Origin of the sequence: Acidovorax sp. 107, assembly GCF_003058055.1 — a bacterium.
Taxonomy (GTDB): domain Bacteria; phylum Pseudomonadota; class Gammaproteobacteria; order Burkholderiales; family Burkholderiaceae_C; genus Acidovorax.
The window spans coordinates 1382632-1404779 of record NZ_QBTZ01000001.1 but is presented as its reverse complement, the minus strand read 5'-3'; the positions used below and the strand labels follow the sequence as shown (position 1 = coordinate 1404779).

Here is a 22148-nt window from a genome sequence, read left to right as displayed (position 1 = left end):
CCCTGCTGCACGACCTACCATGAGTGATCTCGCCATAACCGGCCTGCTCGTACTGTCGCTTTTCCTGATTCTGGGCAGCGGCGTATGGATCGGGCTCACCCTCTCCGGCGTCGCCTGGATCGCCATGCAGCTGTTCTCCGCCCGCCCGGCGGGCGATGCGATGGCTGTGACGATCTGGGGTAGCGCCTCCAGCTGGACCCTCACAGCCCTGCCCCTGTTCATCTGGATGGGCGAAATCCTGTTCCGCACCCGCTTGTCGCAAGACATGTTCAAGGGCCTGGCCCCCTGGGTGCAGGCACTGCCGGGCCGGCTGCTGCACACCAACGTGGTGGGCTGCACCATCTTTGCCGCCGTGTCGGGGTCGAGCGCCGCCACCTGCGCCACCATCGGCAAGATGACGCTGCCCGAACTGACGCGCCGCGGCTACCCCGAGCACATGGTCGTGGGCACGCTGGCGGGCGCGAGCACGCTGGGCCTGTTGATCCCACCCTCCATCATCATGATCGTGTACGGCGTGTCGGCCGAGGTGTCGATCTCGCAGCTGTTCATTGCGGGCGTGCTGCCGGGCATCTTGCTGGCGGCGCTGTTCTCGGGCTACATCATGGTCTGGGCGCTGCGCCACCCCGAGCAGGTGCCCGCGGCCGATGTGCGCATGAGCTTCATGCAAAAGCTGTCGGAATCGCGCAGCCTGATCCCCGTGGTGCTGCTGATTGCGGCCGTGCTGGGCAGCATCTACACCGGTTTTGCCACCGCCACCGAGGCGGCGGCCGTGGGCGTGGTGGGCTCGCTGGTGCTGTCGGCCGTGCAGGGCTCGATGACCTGGGGCACGTTCAAGGACTCGCTGATGGGCGCCACGCGCTTGTACTGCATGATCGCACTGATCCTGGCAGGCGCCGCCTTCCTCACGCTGGCCATGGGCTACATCGGCTTGCCTCGCCACTTGGCCGAATGGATCGCGTCGCTGGGCTTGAACCAGGCCCAGCTCATCGTGGCGCTGGCGATTTTCTACATCATCCTGGGTTGCTTTCTCGACGGCATCTCGATGGTGGTGCTGACCATGGGCGTGCTCATGCCCACGGTGCAGGCCGCGGGCATCGACACCATCTGGTTCGGCATCTTCATCGTGCTGGTGGTCGAGATGGCGCAGATCACGCCGCCCGTGGGCTTCAACCTGTTTGTGTTGCAGGGCATGACAGGGCGCCAGCTGCCCTGGATTGCCAAGGTTGCGATGCCCATGTTCTTCCTGATGTGTGGCGCCGTGGCGCTGATTTATGTGTTCCCCGGCATCGTGACCTGGCTGCCGCAGCAGATGTCGGCGCGCTGAACACACCTGCCGCCAGCAGGCACAACCAAGCGGGGCGCCCTCACCGGGGACGCCCCGTTTGGCGTTTAAGGGATGGAGAGCAGCCAGTCCGGCGCTCCAAAATCCAGCGACAATCGTTCGATGTTGAATGTTCTTGCCATCTGCATCGGCGCTTGTGTGGGCGCACTGGCGCGCTGGCGCCTGGGTCTGTGGCTCAGCCCGGGAGGCCTGATCCCCTGGGGCACGCTGGCCGCCAATCTGGTGGGCGGCTATCTCATTGGTGTGTGCGTCGCCGTGTTCCATGCCATGCCGCAAATCGACCCCATGTGGCGGTTGGCGCTGGTCACGGGTTTCCTGGGCGCACTCACCACGTTCTCCAGTTTCTCGGCCGAGGTCATAGAGATGCTGATGGTGCAGCGCTACGCCATGGCGCTGGGCACCACCGCACTGCACCTGCTCGGCTCCCTGAGCCTCACGGTGCTTGGCATGCAAACTGCTTCGTATTTCATAGCATCACGCGCATGATGCTTGTGCACTTGCAAGCTATTTCGTCATAAACCCACGCCACACTAAAGGTGCCAGCCCCGGCGAACGCCAGTGCCGCCACTTTTTTTCTCCTGTTCACCGACCGATACGCGAGCCCGCCATGGAAGCCAACACCCAACTCAACGAACGCCGCCTGGCCGATGCCTGGGCCGAACTGCACAACCACGCCCACAACGGCAACCCGCTGCAGGCCGATGCCAACCGCATGGCCTTTGCGGACCCCGAATTCATGTTCCGCCGCGAAACCCGCGGCATACGCTTTCAGCTCGAAATGCTCAAGCCCGACCTGGGCCAGGCCGAACAAGGCATTGAAAGCACCGTGGTGGTATACGGCAGCGCGCGCTTCGTGGCGCCCGACGAGGCCGCTGCCCAGCTCACCGAAGCCGAAGCCAGTGGCGACGCCGAACGCGTGCGCCGCGCGCGCCTGGCCGTGCGCAACGCGGGCTATTACGACCTGGCCCGCCAGTTCGCCAAACTGGTGGCCGACTACAGCGAACGCCAGCGCCCTGCCGACCGCATCTACATCTGCACCGGCGGCGGCCCCGGCATCATGGAGGCCGCCAACCGGGGCGCCCACGACGCTGGTGCACTGAACGTAGGCCTGAACATCGCCCTGCCCCACGAGCAAAGCGGCAACCGCTTCATCTCGCCGTCGCTGTCGTTCAAGTTCCACTACTTCGCGCTGCGCAAGATGCATTTCATGATGCGCGCCAAGGCGCTGGTGGCCTTCCCCGGCGGCTTTGGCACGTTGGACGAGCTGTTTGAAGTGCTGACCCTGGTGCAGACCAAAAAGGCCAAACCTGTGCCCATCGTGCTGTTCGGCACCGATTACTGGAAGCGCCTCATCAATTTCGATGTACTGGTGGAAGAAGGCACGATCTCGGCACAAGACCTGAAGCTCTTCCACTACACCGACAACCCGCAGGAAGCCTGGGACCTGATCCGGGCGTTTTACCAGCTCTGAGGGGCAGCACCGCGCCTGCGCGCGCGTCAGATGGCTGCAACCCTCCTCGCTATCGAATCACAGGTGGTGGCGGTGGCGGCGGTAGCCGGATGATAGGCAGCACCGGGATGAAGACAATCGGTGGCCGTACCGTTGGAGGCGGCGGCGTCGTAGTCACTGGTGGCGCTGTCGGCCGCGTGGGCGGAGGTGGCGGCGTCGTTGGCGTGGGCGCAGGCGGCGCAGGAATCCCCGGCTGCGGCGCACCCGTGGGAGGCGGCGGCGAGACCGGCACGGGTGCCGGTGGCGGCGCAGCCTCCGGTGGGGGTGGAACGGGTACGGGCACCGGCGCAGGAACGATGTACACGAATGCACGGCGGCCCTGCACATCCAGCTGATCGCCCGCCAGCAAAGGAGTCTGTACCTGGGGCACCGGCAGCAGGGCGCGGGTGTGGGTGTAGACCGGCAGCTCCTGATCCGACACCACCAACACGGCTTCACCCGCCGTCACCCCCACACAGCCCGCCTGGGTGCACACCTCGATCTCATCCTGCTCACCCGACACGAACACCTCGCCGTTGGCATCGATGGCCAGCAAGAAGGCGGAGCCCCGGATCCCCACCACCGCCGTCGGTGTGACCACCTTGTAGTTGGCCGGGTTACGTTTGCCGATCAGCCCGGTGAGCGCGCGCATTCCTCCCCGTAACAGGTTGACCACAAAATGGTCCTCACCCGTACCCGCACCGTCGGCATACCGGGTGACGGTGAACTGCGAGTCCGGGTACAAGGCCACCAGGCCACCATCTGAAAACCGTATCTGCGCCCTGCCCTCGGTGCCGGTAAGCACCACATCCCCGCCATCCAGTTCTGCCCCTTTGGACAGTCTCGACAGAGTTTCACCCCGCCGCAGCTGCACATCCCCGGCCGTGAACTGCACCAGCCCGGCAGCGGCCAGCCCTGTGAGTGGCCAGGCCGCCACCATGCCCATCAGCAGCGCCAGCCGCGAGCGTTTTTGGTCTGACGTCATAGACAACTCCAAGGTGAGTCGGCACAGGACCCGCTATGCCAAAGCATTCAGAACTCCCGGCGCACGGTGACGGAAAACACCCGGCGCTCATAGTCGGTGATGGGCAGCGTGGACGCGTTGCGCGTGAACGACCATTGCGGCGTGACCCGCCAACCCGGCGATGGTGTCCAGTTCAGTCCCAGGGCCAGCTGGGCCTGCCGGTCGGTACGGGTGACCGCGAAAAACGGGTCCTGGCCGCCGTAGCGCCGGTGCTCCCAGTCTGCATTGGCAAACACAGACCACTGAGGCGCCAGGGGCCACTGCCCTCCGGCCCGCAGGCCCCACAGTCGATGACCCAGCGCGTCGGCACCGCTTGCCTGCGCCCGCTCCCGGCCACCGTACACGCCCCCATAGGCCGACGAACCGTTGCGAAACAGATGGGAATACGACGTGCCCACCACGCTCCGGCGCACGTTGCGCAGTGCCTGGTCGGGGTACCGCACGTCGAGCACCTGCACAAAACTGCCCCACTGGCGAAACCCGTCAATACGGTAAATCCATTCACCCAGCACGCCGCCCATGGTGCGCAGCCGCGTGCCGTCCAGCGCGTAGTAGGACCCTTGGCCAGACGCAATCAGCTCATGGCGCTCGGTACGCCAGGCCAGCCCCAGGGTGCCGTCGAGCGCCGTGTGGTCCAGCCGGTCCGCCTCGCCTCCATAGTGCCGCGCGGCGCCCACCGCAGTGCCCACCACGGACCACCGCGCATTGAGCACCGCCCGCCCCCGCAGCCCCGCTTGGGCCACCACATAGTTGCCCGAGGTTGCCCGGGCTTCGGGCAGCAGAGCCCACGCGGGGGTGCCCGGCACGGGCGACTGCAGGTCGCCCACCACGGGCCCAGCGTTGGCGTTGGAGTCATGCCCCATGCCCAGCTCTACATAGCCCTTGATCGAAGAGCGCCCACCGGCCTCCAGGCGATCATACGAATACAAAAACTGATCGAGGGTGTGCCCAGCATCCACCGGGATGAGTGCTGCCTGCACCGGCGCAGGCAGGGCCATGACGCCCCTGCGGTCGCCCGCGGCCTGCAGGGACTGCCCCAGTGCCACCTGGGCCTCCAGGCTGCCCGGCTGCGCGGCGAGCCATCGCTCGCGCGCCATGATCGCTCGCGTGTACTGGCCTGCAGCGTGCGCCGCTTCACCCATGGCTGCATCAAAAGCAGGGTCGCCAGCGCGCTGCGCCTCGTCCGCGTCCAGCAAACGGAACGCCTGCTGGGCCTGGCCTTGTTGCACCAGCGCCTGCGCCTGCTCCACCACGCCATCAGCTCGCGCACTGCAGGACAGCCCGCCACCCCACGCCAGTACCACGCACCATGGCAGCACGCGCCGTGACCAATTTCGCAGGTACATGACCGCCCCCTCTCGAAACCCGCTGCCGGGTGGAGGCAATTTACACCTGTTTACTCTTTTTGTGGGAGCTTTGTGGAGTGCTTTTCACCCATGCGCCATGCGATTCGCGCGCCCCCGCCAACGGCTCCTCCCACCACCCAGAAAAGCCCTCCCACACCAATCACGGCACCCGCAGAGCCAAACAACATGGGCATGAGCACGCTGGATGCGTTGATGGCCATGAGCCGCAGGCCCAGCGCCTCGCCATGGCGGGCGGGCGGCGTGATCTGGTGCAGCAGGCTCATCACCATGGGCTGCACCGAGCCCAGCGCAAACCCCAGCAGCACCGAACATGCGCCCATGGCCAGCGCGCTGTGCAGCAGCGGGTAGGCACCAAACAGTACCGCCGTAGCCAGCATGGCGCCCGCTACCACCACCCGCTCGCGCAGCCGCTCCGCAACGATGGGCATCAGCACCCGGATGACGGCGGCGGCAATGGCGAATGCCCCCAGGATGGAGCCAATGACCGACGCCGACAAGCCGCGCTCGTGCCCCAGCAGCGGGACCACGAAGGTGTGTACGTCCCAGCACGAGGACAAGATCCAGTTGACCAGGAGCAGGCGGCGAAACGGTGGGTCGTTCATCAAGTCCCACGCGCGCTGCGGAGGACCGCCTGCGGCGGCGATCACAGGCGGAAGTTCCACCGTGTCGCGCACCCAGAACCAGGTGAGCAGGGGCAGCACCGCCATCAGGGCGAAGGCGGCGCGGTAGCCTTCTGTGCTGCCCGCCGCACTGCCCGCGTTGTCGATCATGAGCCCCGCACAGAAGGGCCCGATGAAGTTGGACACCGCAGGCCCAATGGCCAGCCAGCTGAACACCTGCTTGAGCTGCGTGGCATCGTGCGCGGCGCGGCCCACATGGCGCTGCAGCGCAATGATTGCGGCGCCGCTGGCCCCTCCGGTCATCAAGGCGGCCGCACACAACACCGGGAAAACCGGGAACGCCAGCGCCAGTGCAGCCCCTGCCGACGCCACGGCAACCGCATAGCCCACGGGGCGCTTGAGGCCATGGCGGTCCGCATAGCGCCCTGCGGGCAAGGCCAGAAACACCTGCGTGAGTGCGAACAGCGCGAGCAACACCCCCACGGCCGCTGCGCTGTGGCCCTCGCGCAGCGCAAGCAGCGGTGCAGCCATGCGCATGCCGGCCATGCAGGCGTGCACGCAGATCTGCCCCGCAATCAACCGCGCTAGGGCCCAGTTCACAGCAAATCATCCTCCGCATCCAGCCCCGGCAGCGCCGCCGTGCGGCCCCCCGCCTGCTGCACGGCGGTATCGGGCGCGGGCAGGTCCTGCACATCACGCAGCTTGCGCTGGATGGCCCGGGTGCGCACGCCCACCTCGTCAAACTTCTTGGCGGCGGCGTCGATGGATTTCTTGGTGGCCTCGACCACATCGCCAAACTTGGCAAACTCGGTCTTGACCACGCCCAAGAGGCTCCACACCTCGGACGAGCGCTTCTCGATGGCCAGCGTCTTGAAACCCATCTGCAGGCTGTTGAGCATGGCAGCCAGATTGGCCGGGCCGGTGATCATCACGCGGCAGTCGTTCTGCACGGCTTCGACCAGGCCGGGGCGACGCATCACCTCGGCAAACAGGCCTTCGGTGGGCAGGTAGAGCACGGCAAAGTCGGTGGTATGCGGGGGGGAGACGTACTTGGCAAATATCTTCTTCGCTTCGAGCCTGATGGAGGCCTCGAACGCGTTGCCTGCGGACAGGATGGCCACCTTGTCGGCGGCGTCCTGCGCGTCCAGCAGGCGCTGGTATTGCTCCACCGGGTACTTGGAGTCGATGGGCAGCCACACCGGGTGCTCGTCACTCTTGCCCGGCAGGCGAATGGCAAACTCCACCAGCTCATCGCTGCCCGGCACGGTCTTGACGTTGCGCGCGAACTGGTCGGGCGTGAGCACGTTGTCGATGATGGCGCCCAGCTGCATCTCGCCCCAGGTGCCGCGCGACTTCACATTCGTCATCACACGTTTCAGGTCGCCCACGCTGCCCGCCAGGGTCTGCATCTCGCCCAGGCCCTTGTGCACTTGTTCGAGCCGGTCGCTGACAAGCTTGAAAGATTCGCCCAGGCGCTGCTCCAGCGTGGCGTGGAGCTTTTCGTCCACCGTGCGGCGCATTTCTTCAAGCTTGGTGGCGTTGTCGGCCTGGATGGCGGCCAAGCGCTCGTTGAGCGCGGTCCGCAGTTGTTCGGCGTTGTGCTGGCTGCCCTGCACCAGTCCGGTGAGCTGCTGCGACACGGCGTCTTGCAGCACGGCAAACTGGTTTTTGATCTGAAAGCTGTTGGCTTCGAGCTGGTCCTTGAGCGCCTGCGACATCGCGCCCAGCTGCGACTGGGTGTCGCCTTTGAGCGAGTCGAGCGTGAGGCGTGTGGCGGCGTCCAGGGCCGTGAGGCGCTGCTCCAGCCGCGCCTCAAACACGCCAAAGGCCGCCAGCAGCTCGGCGCGGCCGTTGCGCGATTCGGCCACCGCTTGTGTCAATCGCTCGTCCACCGCGTGGCGCAGCCCCTCCAGCGTGGTCTGCGTGGTTTGCGTGAAGCCGCGCAGCTGCTGGCCCATGCCGTCCAGCGCGCCGTCATTCTTGGCCACTGCAATCTGGGTGGCCTGCACGGTGCGCTCCAGCGCCTGCTGGCGAGCCAGCCATTCGGGCGGCAGGTCTATCCGGGGACGGCGCAGCAACAGCACCACCAAAAGTACCAGCGCCAATGCCAGCGCAGCCAATAGAACGAGAGTGTCAGTGGTCAATGGTTTACTATATTTTTGATAGCTATCAGGGCATATTCGACTAGCGCATACAGGCGATTTGGCCCAATCTTCGTCTCAGCGCAGTGCGGAGGGCTGGTTCACCGGTGTGAGTGGCCCGCGCCCGTCAAAGAACGCGATCAGATTGTCGGCCGCCAGGTTGGCCATGGCGCGGCGTGTGGGCACGGTGGCACTGGCAATGTGCGGGGTGAGCACTACGTTGGGCACGGTGAGCAGATCGGGGTGCACACTGGGCTCGCCCTCGAACACATCCAGCCCCGCCGCAGCAATGCGCCCTTCGCGCAGGGCCACCGCCAAAGCGGCGTCGTCCACGATGCCGCCGCGCGCAATGTTGATGAGGGTGGCCGTGGGCTTCATCAGCGCCAGCTCGGCCGCGCCGATGGTGTGGTGCGATGCCGCGCTGTACGGCACTACCAACACCACGTGGTCGGCCGTTCGCAGCAGCTCGTCTTTGCCCACATAGGTGGCCTTGCATTCGGCTTCCAGCTCGGGCGACAGGCGCGAGCGGTTGTGATAGACCACCTTCATGCCAAAGCCGTGCGCACCACGCTTGGCAATGCCCTGCCCGATGCGGCCCATGCCGATGATGCCCAGCGTGCTGCCGTGGATGTCGCCGCCCGCGAACATATCGTAGCTCCACTTGGTCCATTTACCGGCGCGCAGGTAATGCTCGCTCTCGGTCATGCGGCGGGCCGTGGCCATCAAGAGCGCAAAGCCAAAGTCGGCCGTGGTCTCGGTCAGTACGTCGGGCGTGTTGGTGCCCTGAACGCCGGCTGTGGTCATGGCGTCCACGTCAAAGTTGTTGTAGCCCACGGCCATGTTGGCGCAGACCTTGAGGCGTGGCGCGGCGGCCAGCAGTGCGGCATCGATGCGCTGACTGCCTGTGGTCAGCACCCCGTCCTTGTCAGCCAGGCGGGCGGCCAGCTCTTGCGGCGACCAGATCACGTCGTTGGGGTTGTCTTCCACATCGAAGTGTTGGCGCAGGCGGTCCACAATGTCGGGAAAGATCGCGCGGGCGACCAGGATGCGGGGTTTGCTCATAGCGCTCAAAACTCCAATCAACGGAACCAGATAAACGTCATCACGATGAACAGCGGCACCAGAATGCCGCCCGACCACAGCATGTAGCCAAAGAAGCTGGGCATCTTCACACCCCGGTCTTCGGCAATGGCCTTGACCATCATGTTGGGCGCGTTGCCGATGTAGCTGTTGGCTCCCATGAAGACCGAGCCCGCCGAGATGGCCGCCAGCGTGGGGGCCAGGGTGGTCATCAGCACGGCGGGGTCGCCACCGGCGGTGTTGAAGAAAACCAGGTAAGTGGGCGCGTTGTCGAGGAAGGAGCTGAGCGCCCCGGAGGCCCAGAAGTACATGGCCGGATCTGGCGTGCCGTCGGGCCGGGTCACGGCAGCCACCACGGCGCCGAAGGGGCCGTTGACGCCCGCCTTGAGCATGGCAATGACCGGGACGATGGTGAGGAATATGCCTGCAAACAGCTTGGCGACCTCTTGCATGGGGCCCCAGCTGAACTGGTTGTCCTCATGCACCTGCTTGGGGGTGACGCGCAGGGACACCAGCGCCACCAGGATCAGGCCCACGTCCCGCACGATACCGGGCAGGCCTACATCGGCTCCGGCAATGGTGAACGACACGGGAGACTTCCACAAGCCACTGAGCAGAACCAGCGCCACCACCACGCCCAGCAGCGCAAAGTTGGCCTTGCCGTCAAAGCCGATGGCCCTGGTGTCGGGGGTCGGGTCGGCCTTGAGCACTTCTTCACGCCGGTGGTAGTACCAGGAGTCCATCATGAAGAAGATGGCCAGCAGCGCGCCCACCAGGAACAGGGTCTCGGGGAAGATGTGCCCCACCGTCCAGAAGAAGTCCACCCCCTTCAGGAAACCCAGGAACAGCGGCGGATCACCCAGCGGGGTGAGCGAGCCCCCGGCATTGGAGACGATGAAGATGAAGAACACCACCACATGCGCCGTGTGCTTGCGGTTGTCGTTGGCACGAATCAACGGTCGGATCAGCAGCATCGACGCGCCCGTGGTGCCCATGACGCTGGCCAGCGCCGCGCCAATGGCCAGGATGGCGGTGTTGAGCGCCGGACTGCCGTGCAGGTTGCCCCGTATGTAGATGCCCCCCGCCACGGTGAACAGCGCCGTGAGCAGGATGACGAAGGGAATGTATTCGGCCACCAGTGCGTGCGCAAAGCTCGCCCCCGCTGCACCGGGGCCAAACACCACCGCGAACGGCAGCAAAAACGCCAAGGCCCAACCCGCGGCCACCTTGCCAAAGTGGTGGTGCCAGAAGATGGGCGCCAGCAACGGCATGAGCGCAATCGACAGCAGGATGCCCGCAAAGGGCACGCCCCACAGCACGGACAGCGTACCGCCGTCGATATCGGCCGCCAGCGCCAGGCCGGGCAGCACTGCGAGGAAGCCGGCAACCGCCAGCCCGCGCGAAAATTTCATGGTTTTTGTCTCCGTCTCATTGTCAAAAGTCAGGGCCTCGCAGGGTGGTAACACCCGCGCTGCGCGGTCAAGCCGGCGATGGGATATCGAAGACCTGGCGCAGGTAGGCCAGGTATTTCTCGTCATCGCACATGCCTTTGCCCGGCGTGTCGGACAGCTTGGCCACGGGCTGGTCGTTGCAGCGCGTCATCTTGATGACCACCTGCAAGGGCTCGTGGGCAGGCGGACTGCCCAGGTCATTGGTCAGGTTGGTGCCAATGCCAAAGGCCAGTTGGCAGCGCCCACGGAACTGCTGGTACAGCTCGATCGTGCGTGGGATGGTGAGCGCATCGCTGAAAATCAGCGTCTTGGTCAGCGGGTCCACGCGGTTCTTGCGGTAGTGGTCCAGCAGGCGCTCCCCCCAAGCAAACGGGTCGCCGCTGTCGTGCCGTGCGCCGTCGAACAGCTTGCAGAAGTACAGATCGAAGTCGCGCAGGAAGGCACTCATGCCGTACACATCCGACAGCGCAATGCCCAGGTCACCCCGGTATTCCTTGGCCCACACTTCAAACCCGAACACCTGGCTGTCACGCAGGCGCGGCCCCAGCGCCTGGCAGGCCTGCAGATACTCGTGTGCCATGGTTCCCAAGGGGGTCACGCCCAGCTTCATCGCATACAGCACGTTGCTGGTGCCCGCAAACTGCCCCGGACCTGCGGGAGCGCCGGGGCGGCGGTCGCCTGTACCCAGGCGGGCCACCAGCACGCGCAGCACTTCTTCGTGCCAGGCGCGCGAGAAGCGGCGGCGCGTGCCGTAGTCGGCAATCTTGAGGTCGGACAGACCCTCGCCCTGCAGCAGCGCAATCTTGGCGTCGAGCCGGCGGCGGCCTTCAGGAAAGTCGGGCACCTTCTGCGTGTTGCGGAAGTACACCTCGTTGATGATGGCCAGCACCGGGATCTCGAACAGGATGGTGTGCAGCCAGGGCCCGCGGATGGTGATGTCTATCTCGCCGTTGTGCTGGGGCGTGACGGTGATGTATTTCTCGTTGAGCTTGAACAGCCCGAGAAAATCCACAAAGTCGCTCTTGATGAAACGCAGCGACCGCAGGTAGGTCAGCTCGGCGTCCTGGAACTGGAGGCTGCACAGCGAACGGATCTCATCGCGGATCTCGTTGGCAAAGGGCGCCAGCTGCACGCCAGGGTTGCGGCACTTGAACTTGTATTCAACCTGCGCCCCCGGAAACTGGTGCAGCACCACCTGCATCATGGTGAACTTGTACAGGTCGGTGTCGAGCAGGCTGGTGATGATCATGGACAGGGCAAGCCTTAGAAACCGCGCACGCAAAGTACGCAGCGCACCGGTCGCAAACCGGGCAATAAAGCCGCAAAGTGTAGGCCATCACAGCGCCCGGCGCTTGGTGCACACAGCGGCGTCAGCCAGTGTTCAGCCACCACCTGCATTTAGCGCCATTTCGGGCCAGGGCGCACATCGCACCTGCGCCCTTTGCTATCAAATCAATGGCAGCAGCGTGCCGCCGCCCATCAACCTGGCATGACCAGCGCCTGCAGCACGGCGCGCAACGCGTCTGGCACGGCCACCGGGCGACGGGTTTCGCGGTCCACATACACATGGATGAAGTGGCCCGCCGCTGCCGTCATCGGCTCGCCTTGCGCAAACAGGCCCACCTCGTAGCGCACGCTGGAGCCCCCCAGCCGCGCAACGCGGATGCCAGCCTCCACCGTCTGCGGGAACGCCAGCGGCGCGAAGTAATTGCACTGGGTTTCGATGACCAGGCCGATGGTTCCACCCGCGTGGATGTCGAGCACGCCCTGGTCGATCAGGTGGGCATTCACCGCCGTATCGAACCAGCTGTAGTACACGACGTTGTTCACGTGGCCATACACGTCGTTGTCGGCCCAGCGCGTGGTGATGGGGCGGAACACGCGGTAGGCGCTGCGCGGCTGCGGAGCCGGGCGGGCGGGCACGGATGGAGTGGTGGACGGGGTGCTGGCGGCAGAGGTCATGGCCGCACATTCTGCCAGCGCTGGTGGTACTGCCAGGCCACGCGCCAGGTGGTGAGTTGCGCCTGCAGCGTGTCCTCCAGGTCGTCGCCGTAGCCGCCCGCCATGACGAACACCGTGGGAATGCGCCGCTGCCAGGCCCAGTCAAATACCCGCCGGTCGCGTGCCTCCAGCCCATCGTGGGTGACAGCAAGACGCCCCAGCCGATCGCCCACATGGGGGTCCGCACCCGCAAGATAAAACACCAGATCTGGCTTGCAGCGGTGGTCCAGCGCGTCCAGGGCCTGGTCCAGCGCGTGCAGGTACTCATCATCAGCACACCCGTCGGGCAGCTCCACATCCAGGTCGCTCGGCTCCTTGCGAAACGGAAAGTTGCGCGCGCCGTGCAGCGACAGGGTGAACACACTGTCGTCGCACTGAAAGATATGGGCTGTGCCATTGCCCTGGTGCACATCCAGGTCGATCACCGCCACCTGCAACGGCCAGCCCGATCCATCGTTCAGGTGATCGGCCTGTACCTGCCGGGCAGCCACCGCCACATCGTTGAATACACAAAAGCCGCTGCCCTTGTCGGCATACGCGTGGTGCGTGCCACCCGCCAGGTTGCCCGCCACCCCCTCGCGCCACGCGGCGCGGGTGGCCGCCAGGGTGGCGCCCACCGAGCGGCGCGCGCGCTCGGCCATGGCCGGGCTCCAGGGAAAGCCGATCTCCCGCTGCGCCGGGGGCGCCAGCGTTCCGTGGGCGATGGCGTCGATGTACTGCTGGCTATGCACCCGCGCCAGCGCCTCATCCGAGGCTGGCAAAGCTTCCTTCAACAGCGCGTCAGGCAGGTGCGCAGCGATCCGATCGCGCAGCATGCGGTACTTGGCCATGGGGAAGCGATGGCCTTCGGGCAAGGGCAACACGAAGTGGTCGGCATAGTAGGCGTGCATGACGCAATTGTGGCAAGTCGGGGATTTCTGGGTGATCGTGTCTAATTTGCTGCACCGCAACAAAAACCCCTTGCAATAGCGCAGCAAGCCCCTAAAATTCAACCCATGCTGCACTGCAACATGACTCACCCGGTCAAGGTCAGCGCAGATGTCTGTGAACCACCCCGGCCCTTCGGGCCCTCATTCTTAGGAGATATGACATGTCGCTGACCGCAGAACAAATCCTGGCATCCCACAAGGCCAACATCGAAACCCTGTTTGGCTTGACCACCAAGGCGTTCGAAGGCGTGGAAAAGCTGGTCGAACTGAACGTGACCGCTTCGCGCGCTGCCCTGTCCGAAGCCGCCAACCACACCCAAGCCGTGCTGGGCGTGAAGGACGCACAAGAGCTGCTGGCCCTGCAAGCTGGCCTGTTCCAGCCCCTGGCTGAAAAGACCGCCGCCTACAGCCGTCACCTGTATGACATCGCTTCGGGCACCGGTGCCGAATTCGGCAAGGCTTTCGAAACCCAGGCCACCGACGCACAAAAGGCTTTCACCAACCTGGTGGACAGCGCCGCCAAGAACGCCCCTGCCGGCTCCGAAACCGCCGTCGCCGTGATGAAGAGCGCCGTGTCGGCCGCCAACAACGCGTTTGAGTCGGTGCAAAAGGCCGTCAAGCAAGCGTCTGACGTGGCAGAAGCCAACTTCAACGCTGTGGCCAACACCGCTGCCAACGCTGCCAAGACGGCCGCTCCCCGCAAGCGTTAATCGCCATGTTGGCGGTCTGGAGTGCAACCTCTAGGCCGCGTTCAGGGAATACCCTGATAATGCAATCCATGCGCTGCTGACCTTGTCAACAGCGCCCCAGTTGTCTCCTTGGATCCTCTCGAAACCCCCGTTTCAAGGATCCTTTTAAAGCCCGGTTTTACGACTGGGCTTTTTTTTGCCTGCGCGCAATACAAGCCCATTCGACCTGGCCCGAGGCCGGATGTTGATCGGCACTTTGGACGCACTCGCCCAACGCGCCGCAATGCCGTTACCCAGTGCCTGGCCCTTGCTCCACGTCAAATCCAGACCCCAAATCCAGCCGTCGAATCGGATATTTATTAAGAATAATTCGCGTTTGCTTTATCATTGGCGCAGTTTCAACCCCGAAAGACGCAACCCATGTCGAAGACTGTGAAAGCCTTGCTGAGCGCTTGTGCCCTGGCCGCCGCTGCAGGCGCCGTGCATGCCCAGGAACAAGTGGTCAACCTCTACTCGGCCCGCCACTACTCCACCGACGAAGCGCTTTACACGGGCTTCACCAAGGCCACGGGCATCAAGATCAACCGCGTGGACGCCGACGACGCCGGCATCCTGGCCCGCCTGAAGGCCGAGGGCTCCGCCTCCCCTGCCGACGTGATCCTGCTGGTGGACGCCGCCCGCCTGTACAAGGGTGAGGTCGATGGCCTGTTCCAGCCCATCCAGTCCAAGGTGCTGAACGATGCCATCCCCGCCAACCTGCGCAGCCAACCTGCGGCGGACGGCGGCATTTCGTGGTTTGGACTGTCCACCCGCGCGCGCGTGATCGTCTACAACAAGGTCAAAATGCAAAAGGCCGATGTGGACACGTATGAAGAATTGGGTGACCCCAAGAACAAGGGCAAGCTGTGCATCCGCTCCGGCTCGCACCCTTACAACCTGAGCCTGTTCGGCGCAGTCACCGAGCATTTGGGCGAACAAAAAGCCGAGGCCTGGCTCAAGGGCATGGTGGCCAACCTGGCCCGCCCACCCAAGGGCGGCGACACCGACCAGATCAAGGCCGTGGCCGCAGGCGAATGCGACATTGCAGTGACCAACACCTACTACCTGGCTCGCATGATGCGCTCCAACGCACCCGAGGATGTGGCAGTGGTCAACAAGGTGGGCGTGGTGTTCCCCAACCAGGAGTCCTGGGGCACGCACCTGAACATCGCTGGTGGCGCGGTGGCCAAGCACTCCAAGAACCAGGCCAATGCCGTCAAGTTCCTCGAATACCTGGCCAGCCCCGAGGCACAGAACTACTTTGCCAATGGCAACAATGAGTGGCCCGCCGCCAAGGGCGTGACACTGGACAACCCCGCCCTCAAGGCCATGACTGGCGGCAAGCCCTTCAAGAGCGAAACCATCCCGATCAGCGCGGTGGGCGCCAACACGACCAAGGTGCAGCAGATGCTGGACCGCGTGGGCTTCCAGTAAGCCGCCCCTGCCTCACCCACCACAAGCCCGGCCTCGTCCGGGCTTTTTTCGCCTTCGGCACGGCTGGGAGATGCGCCATAATTGACGTTTACGTTAACGTCACTTAATGGAGACAACCATGGACATCCAAGGCAAGGTATTCATCGTCACCGGCGGCGCGTCGGGCTTGGGCGAAGGCACGGCACGCATGCTGGCCGCCCAGGGCGGCACCGTGGTCATTGCCGACATGCAGGCAGAAAAAGGCGAGGCCGTGGCCAAGGAAATCGGCGGCGCGTTTGTGAAATGCGATGTGAGCAACGAGGCCGATGGCCAGGCCGTCGTGGCCAAGGCGGTGTCGCTCGGGAAACTGGTGGGCCTCGTGAACTGCGCGGGCATCGCCCCTGCGGAAAAGACCGTTGGCAAGAACGGCGCACATGCGCTGGCCCTGTTCAGCAAGACCATCACGGTCAATCTGATCGGCAGCTTCAACATGATCCGCCTGGCCGCCGAGGCCATGAGCAAGAACGAGCCTGAGTCCACGGGCGAGCGCGGCGTACTGATCTCCACGGCCAGCGTGGCCGCCTATGACGGACAGATCGGCCAGGCCGCCTACGCCGCCTCCAAGGGCGGCGTGGTAGGCATGACCCTGCCGATTGCCCGTGACCTGGCCCGCAACGGCATCCGCAACATGACCATTGCCCCTGGCATTTTTGGTACCCCCATGCTGTTTGGCATGCCGCAAGAAGTGCAGGACGCGTTGGCCGCTGGCGTGCCCTTCCCCAGCCGCCTGGGCACCCCCCAGGACTATGCCAAGCTGGTGCGCCACATCCTTGAAAACGACATGCTCAATGGCGAGGTGATTCGCCTGGACGGTGCCATTCGCCTGGCACCTCGCTGAGCCTCGACTGAGCTTGGGCAGGGGCTCTAAGGACCGCCTGAATGCTATTTATTCGATAGCTATCCAGGCATATTTCCTCTGCGCATAGGGCTTGTTTGGCACAAAATTGGCCACACAAAGGCTTGGAGTGGCTCCTGTTTCAGGCGCGCCAAACACGCCCCCCAATTGCCGCCTGCCCGCCCACTCGCCGCGCTGACAACGCGGCGGTTCCGCGTTGACCATGCGATCGCCTCTGGCCTCTCCTCGGCCGCTCAACCCGGTACCGCGTGGCCCTGGGTCAACATACCGTCCAGGTCCGTGGCGGGCGCCGGACGGCTGAAGTGATAGCCCTGCCCCGTGTCGCAACCCAGTCCCAAAAGCACCTCGCCCTGGACGGCCGTCTCCACGCCTTCGGCAATGGTTTCCAGACCCAGACTCTGTGCCAGGCCAATGATGGCGCGCACGATGTGGGGTGCGCTGGGGTCATCACCCAGGTGGCGCACGAACGACTGGTCGATCTTGAGCTTGTGGACCTTGAGGCGCTGGATGTAGCTGAACGATGAATACCCCGTGCCAAAGTCATCGATGGACAGCTTCACCCCCAGGTCACACAGCTGCTGCACGATGGCAATCACCTGTTCTGGCGCATCCATGGCAATGCTCTCCGTCAGCTCCAGCTCCAGCATTTGCGGCGGTACACCACTGTCGGCCAGCGACCGGCGCACCGTGTCCACCAGGCCTGGGTGGCGAAACTGCACCATCGACAGGTTCACCGCCACCACCAGCTCAGTGTGGCCGGCATCGCGCCAGTGCCGGGCCTGGGCCAGCGCGGTGCGCAACACCCATTCGCCCATGCCCAGAATCTGTCCGCTGCTTTCCGCCACCGGAATGAATTCAGCGGGGCCGACGGTGCCCAGCTCGGGGTGAGTCCAGCGCAGCAGCGCCTCTACCCCCACCAGCTGGCGATCCCGCAGCCGGATTTGTGGCTGGTAGTGCAGCGTCAGCTGGCCCTGCACCAGGGCGCTGCGCAAGGCGTTCTCAATCTGCAACACCCTGAGCGAACGCGCCTGCATGTCTGTGGAGAAGAACCGATAGGTATCGCGTCCAGACTCTTTGGCGCGGAACATGGCTGCGTCGGCACGCTGCGCCAGGGTTTCAAAGTCACCGCCGTCTTCGGGGTACATCGCAATCCCGATCGATGAGGTCACTACCAGCTCGTGGTGCTCCAGCTTGCAGATGCGACGCACCTGCGCCTGCAGTTCGTCGGCCACGTGGGCCGCCTGTTGCGCATCGGTCAGGGGCAGCACGATGACGAACTCGTCCCCGCCCTGCCGGGACACCGTGTCTTCATCGCGCACCACCGACTGCAAGCGATGTGCAATCTCGATCAGCAGCCCGTCGCCCACTTGGTGACCCAGCGAGTCGTTCACGTTCTTGAAGTGGTCCAGGTCCAGGTACAGCAGGGCCAGCTGGTGGCCGCTTCGTTGAGTAAGTGCCAGAGCCTGGCTGAACCGGGAGGCGAACATCGTGCGGTTGGGCAGGCCAGTCAATGCGTCGAAGTTGATCAGCTTGCGAATGCGCTCCTCGTCGCGCCTGCGTTCCGTCACATCCTCCTGCACCGCGAGATAGTGGGTGATGCGGCCCTGCTCGTCGTGCAGCGGCGAGATGATGGCAGACTCATGGTATTCGGCGCCCCCCTTGCGGCGGTTCACGAACTCGCCGCGCCACGGCCGACCTGACTCCAGGTGCTGCCACAGGTCGGCATACACGCTGGCGGGCGTGGAACCCGCGCTCAGCAGGCGCGGGTTGCGGCCAATGACCTCCTCGGGGCTGTAGCCCGTCGTGGCAGTGAATGCGGGGTTTACGTATTCGATGTTGCCATCGGCGCCCGCAATGAAGATGGAGTTGGGCGCTTGCTCCACGGCGTGGCGCAGCTTGCGCAAGGTATCCAGCGTCTGGACCCGCAGCGTGATGTCGCGGGACAGCACCACAAAGTGATCATCCGCCTCATCGTCCATTACCTTGCGTGCCACAGAGAGCTCAAACCAATGCTGGCCGTCGGGCAAGATCAGCGCGTACTGAAAGTCGCGGGCCAGGCCATGTTCGGCCGCCGCATCGATTGCCGCCTGCGCCACCGCTGCGGCCGCAGGCGGCAGGATGTCGTGGATCGACCGGCCGATGACCTCACTGGTCGGCATCAACAGCAACTCAGGCTGGCGCGTATGGATCTGCACATAGCGGCCATCGCGAGTCACCTCGAACATCAAGTCGGGGACCGCATCCAGCACGGCCCGCATGGCCTTGTCGGACTGCTTGAGCACCCGGTAAGGCGCCTCGATGGTGCCCACAAAAATGGCCCGGTAGAGGTAGTAGTACCCCGCCACTTTGTACAGATGGCCCAGCAGATTGAAGGCGTCCGTGGCGATGACGTAAAACGTGAAAAAGACCTCGCTCAGAGCCATTACCCACACTGCGGCGAACAGCCTCGCCACATCAAAGGCGGCGCGCTCGCGCGCACTGCGCAGCAGCAGCACCAACGACGCAACATACAAAGCGACCACGCCGTACTCGGCGGCGATCTTGAACCGCGTGAGCCCCTGAGCATCGTAGGTCTGCGGGTACCACTGCGGAAACCAGAACACAACGGCGTGGATGGCGACCACCACAGCCAACACCAGTGCCAGCACCATCAACCGACCCGGGCTTGAAACGGGCGCATCGCCGGGCGCGCGCCAGTGCAGCACTACGGCGCCCAAGAGCGTCAGCGCCCCCAGGTAGCGCGCGGGCAGCCAGAAATTGATGCCCTTGGCCACTGAGTTGGGCGTGATGTAGTCCGGCATGCCGGCAAATGACAGCATGTGCGAAAAGTCCAGCACCGCGACCCCCAGAAATCCGCAGGCCAGAATGAGGACGTTACGCTGGGGGTTCAGGCTGTGCGCCTTCCACCCCACGGCAAACACCAGCGCCGACACGGCAATGGACAAGGTCTCCAGCACTTGGTGCAGCGTGAGGTAGTGCCCCACCCGCAAGGAGGTTGCCACCGAAAAATACACCCACGCAGCAACCAATCCACCGGTCAACAGGTAAAGCACCGGTGCCACAGCTTTGAAACTGGCCTGGTGCTGCGGGTGGATCTGCAACCGAAGAAGGTTCATGGGCGCCAAATGGGTCTGTGAAGACCGGCCGCCTGAGCGATACGATGGTGCGACCGGTACCGGCAATTCTTGCACAGGCCCACCCCTTGTAACAGGCTCAATCCGGGGCGACAGTCATTCAGCAGGCCCGGCTTCAATGCCTGCAGGGAAAAGCAGCAAAGAACACCGGGCATAAAAAAACCGCTGCAGCCTTGCGACTGCAGCGGTTTGCATCTGGCGGAGTGGACGGGACTCGAACCCGCGACCCCCGGCGTGACAGGCCGGTATTCTAACCAACTGAACTACCACTCCTGGCAGGCAGCTTTTCGCTTGTATTTCTCAACACAAGCCAAGTGCTACGAACTTGGCGACCCCACGGGGATTCGAACCCCGGTACTCACCGTGAAAGGGTGATGTCCTAGGCCTCTAGACGATGGGGTCAAAACCTTGGAACTAACCGAACTACTACTGACAAATTTGGTGGAGGTAAACGGGATCGAACCGATGACCTCTTGCATGCCATGCAAGCGCTCTCCCAGCTGAGCTATACCCCCCAAAACTTCTCTGGCTTGCACCAAAGAGAACCGTTGCATCTTCAAGATTTGCAACGGCTGATAACTGGCGGAGTGGACGGGACTCGAACCCGCGACCCCCGGCGTGACAGGCCGGTATTCTAACCAACTGAACTACCACTCCTGGCAGGCAGCTTTTCGCTTGCATTTCTCAACACAAGCCAAGTGCTACGAACTTGGCGACCCTACGGGGATTCGAACCCCGGTACTCACCGTGAAAGGGTGATGTCCTAGGCCTCTAGACGATAGGGTCAAAACCTTAGAACTAACCGTTATCAAGCTGTGTGGTGGAGGTAAACGGGATCGAACCGATGACCTCTTGCATGCCATGCAAGCGCTCTCCCAGCTGAGCTATACCCCCACTAAATGACCTCAAACACTTAGTATTTTTTGTCATCACCTGAGCCTTGAATTATAGACAGATTTTTAGCGGTTTCGCAAACGCGCTACAACTTTTTCACGTCCGACCAATTCCAGCACGGCATCGACCGACGGAGTGTGTGCGGTTCCGACCGTCAGCACGCGCGCGGGCATCGCCAACTGAGGCATCTTCAGGCCCTGGGCAGCCAGCACCTGCTTGAACGCCGCACTGATGGAAGCCTTGTCCCATTCACACGCAGACAGCGCATCGGCCAGCGCGTCCAGAGCAGGCGCAATGGCGTCGGTGACATGCTGCGCACGCTCTGCATCGACGGGCGACACATCGCCATAAAAAACTTGCGCCCAGTTGGCGAGCACGACGGTGGTGTCGCACCGATCTTTGAACAGCGCGCAGATGCGAGGGAGACGGCCATCAGCCAGTGCCTCGGCCGAGACACCACGGGCCTGCAATTGCGGAGCAACCAGCGCCGCCAGCGCGTCATCGGCCATGGCTTTCAAGTGCTGGGCATTCACCCAGCGCAGCTTGGCTTCATCGAACTGTGCCGCGCTGCGGCCCAGGTGGTCCAGGTTGAACCACTGCAGGAACTGCTCGCGGCTGAATATCTCATCATCGCCGTGGCTCCAGCCCAAGCGGGCCAGGTAGTTCACCATGGCGTCGGGTAAATAGCCTTCATCACGGTACTGCGTGACCGGCTTGGCACCATTGCGCTTGCTCATCTTCTCGCCCTGCTCGTTCAGCACCGTAGGCAAGTGGGCATACACCGGAGGTTCCTTGCCCAGGGCACGGAAGATGTTGATCTGGCGCGGTGTGTTGTTCACATGGTCGTCACCGCGGATCACATGCGTGATCGCCATGTCGATATCGTCCACCACGACGCAGAAGTTATAGGTGGGCGTGCCATCCGGGCGTGCGATGACCAGGTCATCCAGCTCATCGTTGCTGATCTCGATGCGGCCCTTGACCTTGTCGTCCCAAGCCACCACGCCACCTTGCGGGTTCTTGAAGCGCAGCACGGGCTGCACGCCCTCGGGAATGGCTGGCAGGGTCTTGCCCGATTCGGGGCGCCACGTGCCGTCGTAGCGGGGCTTCTCCTTGGCAGCCATCTGCCGCTCGCGCAGGGCATCCAGCTCTGCCACGCTCATGTAGCACGGATACACGTGCCCTGCGGCCTGCAGGTCTGCGAGCACGGACTTGTAACGGTCCATGCGCTGCATCTGATAGAACGGGCCTTCGTCGTGGTTCAAACCGAGCCAAGCCATGCCCTCGATGATGACGTCCACCGCCGCCTGGCTGGAGCGCTCCAGGTCGGTGTCTTCAATGCGCAGAATGAAGTCACCGCCCGTGGCGCGGGCAAACGCCCAGGGGTACAGGGCCGAGCGGATGTTGCCCAGGTGGATGAACCCCGTGGGCGAGGGTGCGAAACGGGTGCGTACGCGGCCCGTGCTGGATGCAATGGTTTCAGTCATAACAATCAATGCTGGCCCTCAACGGGGCCAGTTCCAAAATGGGTCAATCCGTCGTCGGGCGCAGCCGGCCCTGCTAAAGCCTCGCCCGTTCCACTGGAGGCCCAGCATCCCGTGCGATAGCCAGCGGTGGCT

17 protein-coding genes and 6 tRNA genes are annotated in these 22148 nt (G+C 64.0%); 6 read left to right on the top strand and 17 right to left on the bottom strand.

Annotation, left to right across the window (positions count from 1 at the left end):
- The first annotated feature begins 19 nt into the window (after positions 1 to 19).
- The 3 genes from C8C99_RS06695 (at position 20) to C8C99_RS06685 (ending at position 2813) form a co-directional block, all read left to right on the top strand.
- Positions 20 to 1324: a TRAP transporter large permease gene (locus C8C99_RS06695; RefSeq protein ID WP_108625294.1), complete on the top strand. Its 1305-nt coding sequence runs from the start codon at positions 20 to 22 to the stop codon at positions 1322 to 1324.
- A gap of 120 nt (positions 1325 to 1444) precedes the next feature.
- Positions 1445 to 1828, top strand: a complete 384-nt coding sequence (gene crcB / locus C8C99_RS06690) for a fluoride efflux transporter CrcB (protein ID WP_108625293.1) — start codon at positions 1445 to 1447, stop codon at positions 1826 to 1828.
- A 121-nt stretch (positions 1829 to 1949) separates the two neighbouring features.
- The gene (locus C8C99_RS06685; RefSeq protein ID WP_056645443.1) at positions 1950 to 2813 is read left to right on the top strand and encodes a TIGR00730 family Rossman fold protein; all 864 of its coding nucleotides are present in this window, start codon (positions 1950 to 1952) and stop codon (positions 2811 to 2813) included.
- A 49-nt stretch (positions 2814 to 2862) separates the two neighbouring features.
- On the opposite strand, the gene C8C99_RS06680 is transcribed toward C8C99_RS06685, so the two are convergent.
- The 9 genes from C8C99_RS06680 to C8C99_RS06640 all read right to left on the bottom strand — a co-directional run bounded on the left by C8C99_RS06680 (position 2863) and on the right by C8C99_RS06640 (position 13405).
- Positions 2863 to 3816: a FecR domain-containing protein gene (locus tag C8C99_RS06680; RefSeq protein WP_199226345.1), complete on the bottom strand. Its 954-nt coding sequence runs from the start codon at positions 3814 to 3816 to the stop codon at positions 2863 to 2865.
- A 47-nt stretch (positions 3817 to 3863) separates the two neighbouring features.
- Positions 3864 to 5201, bottom strand: a complete 1338-nt coding sequence (locus C8C99_RS06675; RefSeq protein WP_108625292.1) for a surface lipoprotein assembly modifier — start codon at positions 5199 to 5201, stop codon at positions 3864 to 3866.
- Positions 5202 to 5251: 50 nt separating this feature from the next.
- Positions 5252 to 6442 (bottom strand): MFS transporter, encoded by a 1191-nt coding sequence (locus tag C8C99_RS06670; protein ID WP_056645452.1) that lies wholly within the window; start codon positions 6440 to 6442, stop codon positions 5252 to 5254.
- Positions 6439 to 7986 carry a DNA recombination protein RmuC gene (gene rmuC, locus C8C99_RS06665; RefSeq protein WP_108625291.1) on the bottom strand — a complete coding sequence of 516 codons (1548 nt, stop codon included), beginning with the start codon at positions 7984 to 7986 and terminating at the stop codon, positions 6439 to 6441. The genes C8C99_RS06670 and rmuC overlap by 4 nt, the downstream gene beginning before the upstream one ends.
- A gap of 75 nt (positions 7987 to 8061) precedes the next feature.
- Positions 8062 to 9045: a D-glycerate dehydrogenase gene (locus tag C8C99_RS06660; protein WP_108625290.1), complete on the bottom strand. Its 984-nt coding sequence runs from the start codon at positions 9043 to 9045 to the stop codon at positions 8062 to 8064.
- A gap of 17 nt (positions 9046 to 9062) precedes the next feature.
- Complete coding sequence (locus C8C99_RS06655) at positions 9063 to 10475, bottom strand: sodium:proton antiporter (protein WP_108625289.1); 1413 nt, start codon at positions 10473 to 10475, stop codon at positions 9063 to 9065.
- A 67-nt stretch (positions 10476 to 10542) separates the two neighbouring features.
- Positions 10543 to 11763 (bottom strand): nicotinate phosphoribosyltransferase, encoded by a 1221-nt coding sequence (gene pncB / locus C8C99_RS06650; RefSeq protein ID WP_056645463.1) that lies wholly within the window; start codon positions 11761 to 11763, stop codon positions 10543 to 10545.
- Between the two features lie 230 nt (positions 11764 to 11993).
- Positions 11994 to 12476, bottom strand: a complete 483-nt coding sequence (locus C8C99_RS06645; protein ID WP_056645466.1) for a thioesterase family protein — start codon at positions 12474 to 12476, stop codon at positions 11994 to 11996.
- Entirely contained in the window at positions 12473 to 13405 is a 933-nt protein-coding gene (locus C8C99_RS06640) for a histone deacetylase (protein WP_056645470.1), read from the bottom strand. Before C8C99_RS06640 ends, C8C99_RS06645 begins: the two co-directional genes overlap by 4 nt.
- Positions 13406 to 13605: 200 nt before the next feature.
- On the opposite strand from C8C99_RS06640, the gene C8C99_RS06635 reads away from it, so the two are divergent.
- The 3 genes from C8C99_RS06635 (at position 13606) to C8C99_RS06625 (ending at position 16483) form a co-directional block, all read left to right on the top strand.
- Positions 13606 to 14154: a phasin family protein gene (locus tag C8C99_RS06635; RefSeq protein WP_056645474.1), complete on the top strand. Its 549-nt coding sequence runs from the start codon at positions 13606 to 13608 to the stop codon at positions 14152 to 14154.
- 399 nt (positions 14155 to 14553) lie between these two features.
- Positions 14554 to 15606, top strand: a complete 1053-nt coding sequence (locus tag C8C99_RS06630) for an extracellular solute-binding protein (protein ID WP_056645480.1) — start codon at positions 14554 to 14556, stop codon at positions 15604 to 15606.
- A gap of 118 nt (positions 15607 to 15724) precedes the next feature.
- On the top strand, positions 15725 to 16483 hold the full coding sequence (locus tag C8C99_RS06625) for a 3-hydroxyacyl-CoA dehydrogenase (protein WP_015014461.1): 759 nt from the start codon (positions 15725 to 15727) through the stop codon (positions 16481 to 16483).
- 251 nt (positions 16484 to 16734) lie between these two features.
- On the opposite strand, the gene C8C99_RS06620 is transcribed toward C8C99_RS06625, so the two are convergent.
- The 8 genes from C8C99_RS06620 to gltX form a co-directional block, all read right to left on the bottom strand.
- Positions 16735 to 19617, bottom strand: a complete 2883-nt coding sequence (locus C8C99_RS06620) for an EAL domain-containing protein (protein WP_108625288.1) — start codon at positions 19615 to 19617, stop codon at positions 16735 to 16737.
- A gap of 214 nt (positions 19618 to 19831) precedes the next feature.
- Positions 19832 to 19908 (bottom strand) — tRNA-Asp (locus C8C99_RS06615).
- A gap of 53 nt (positions 19909 to 19961) precedes the next feature.
- Positions 19962 to 20037: transfer RNA gene (locus tag C8C99_RS06610), tRNA-Glu, on the bottom strand.
- Between the two features lie 37 nt (positions 20038 to 20074).
- Positions 20075 to 20150, bottom strand: a tRNA-Ala gene (locus tag C8C99_RS06605).
- Positions 20151 to 20215: 65 nt separating this feature from the next.
- A tRNA-Asp gene (locus tag C8C99_RS06600) sits at positions 20216 to 20292 on the bottom strand.
- 53 nt (positions 20293 to 20345) lie between these two features.
- Positions 20346 to 20421: transfer RNA gene (locus C8C99_RS06595), tRNA-Glu, on the bottom strand.
- Positions 20422 to 20453: 32 nt separating this feature from the next.
- Positions 20454 to 20529 (bottom strand) — tRNA-Ala (locus C8C99_RS06590).
- A gap of 65 nt (positions 20530 to 20594) precedes the next feature.
- Complete coding sequence (gene gltX / locus C8C99_RS06585) at positions 20595 to 22016, bottom strand: glutamate--tRNA ligase (protein WP_108625287.1); 1422 nt, start codon at positions 22014 to 22016, stop codon at positions 20595 to 20597.
- Between the last annotated feature and the right edge of the window lie 132 nt (positions 22017 to 22148).

Coding starts and splice junctions, on each gene's coding strand:
- C8C99_RS06695 (WP_108625294.1), top strand. CDS start 20: ATGAGTGATCTCGCCATAACCGGCCTGCTCGTACTGTCGCTTTTCCTG.
- crcB (WP_108625293.1), top strand. CDS start 1,445: ATGTTGAATGTTCTTGCCATCTGCATCGGCGCTTGTGTGGGCGCACTG.
- C8C99_RS06685 (WP_056645443.1), top strand. CDS start 1,950: ATGGAAGCCAACACCCAACTCAACGAACGCCGCCTGGCCGATGCCTGG.
- C8C99_RS06680 (WP_199226345.1), bottom strand. CDS start 3,816: ATGACGTCAGACCAAAAACGCTCGCGGCTGGCGCTGCTGATGGGCATG.
- C8C99_RS06675 (WP_108625292.1), bottom strand. CDS start 5,201: ATGTACCTGCGAAATTGGTCACGGCGCGTGCTGCCATGGTGCGTGGTA.
- C8C99_RS06660 (WP_108625290.1), bottom strand. CDS start 9,045: ATGAGCAAACCCCGCATCCTGGTCGCCCGCGCGATCTTTCCCGACATT.
- C8C99_RS06655 (WP_108625289.1), bottom strand. CDS start 10,475: ATGAAATTTTCGCGCGGGCTGGCGGTTGCCGGCTTCCTCGCAGTGCTG.
- pncB (WP_056645463.1), bottom strand. CDS start 11,763: ATGATCATCACCAGCCTGCTCGACACCGACCTGTACAAGTTCACCATG.
- C8C99_RS06645 (WP_056645466.1), bottom strand. CDS start 12,476: ATGACCTCTGCCGCCAGCACCCCGTCCACCACTCCATCCGTGCCCGCC.
- C8C99_RS06640 (WP_056645470.1), bottom strand. CDS start 13,405: ATGCACGCCTACTATGCCGACCACTTCGTGTTGCCCTTGCCCGAAGGC.
- C8C99_RS06635 (WP_056645474.1), top strand. CDS start 13,606: ATGTCGCTGACCGCAGAACAAATCCTGGCATCCCACAAGGCCAACATC.
- C8C99_RS06630 (WP_056645480.1), top strand. CDS start 14,554: ATGTCGAAGACTGTGAAAGCCTTGCTGAGCGCTTGTGCCCTGGCCGCC.
- C8C99_RS06625 (WP_015014461.1), top strand. CDS start 15,725: ATGGACATCCAAGGCAAGGTATTCATCGTCACCGGCGGCGCGTCGGGC.
- C8C99_RS06620 (WP_108625288.1), bottom strand. CDS start 19,617: ATGAACCTTCTTCGGTTGCAGATCCACCCGCAGCACCAGGCCAGTTTC.
- gltX (WP_108625287.1), bottom strand. CDS start 22,016: ATGACTGAAACCATTGCATCCAGCACGGGCCGCGTACGCACCCGTTTC.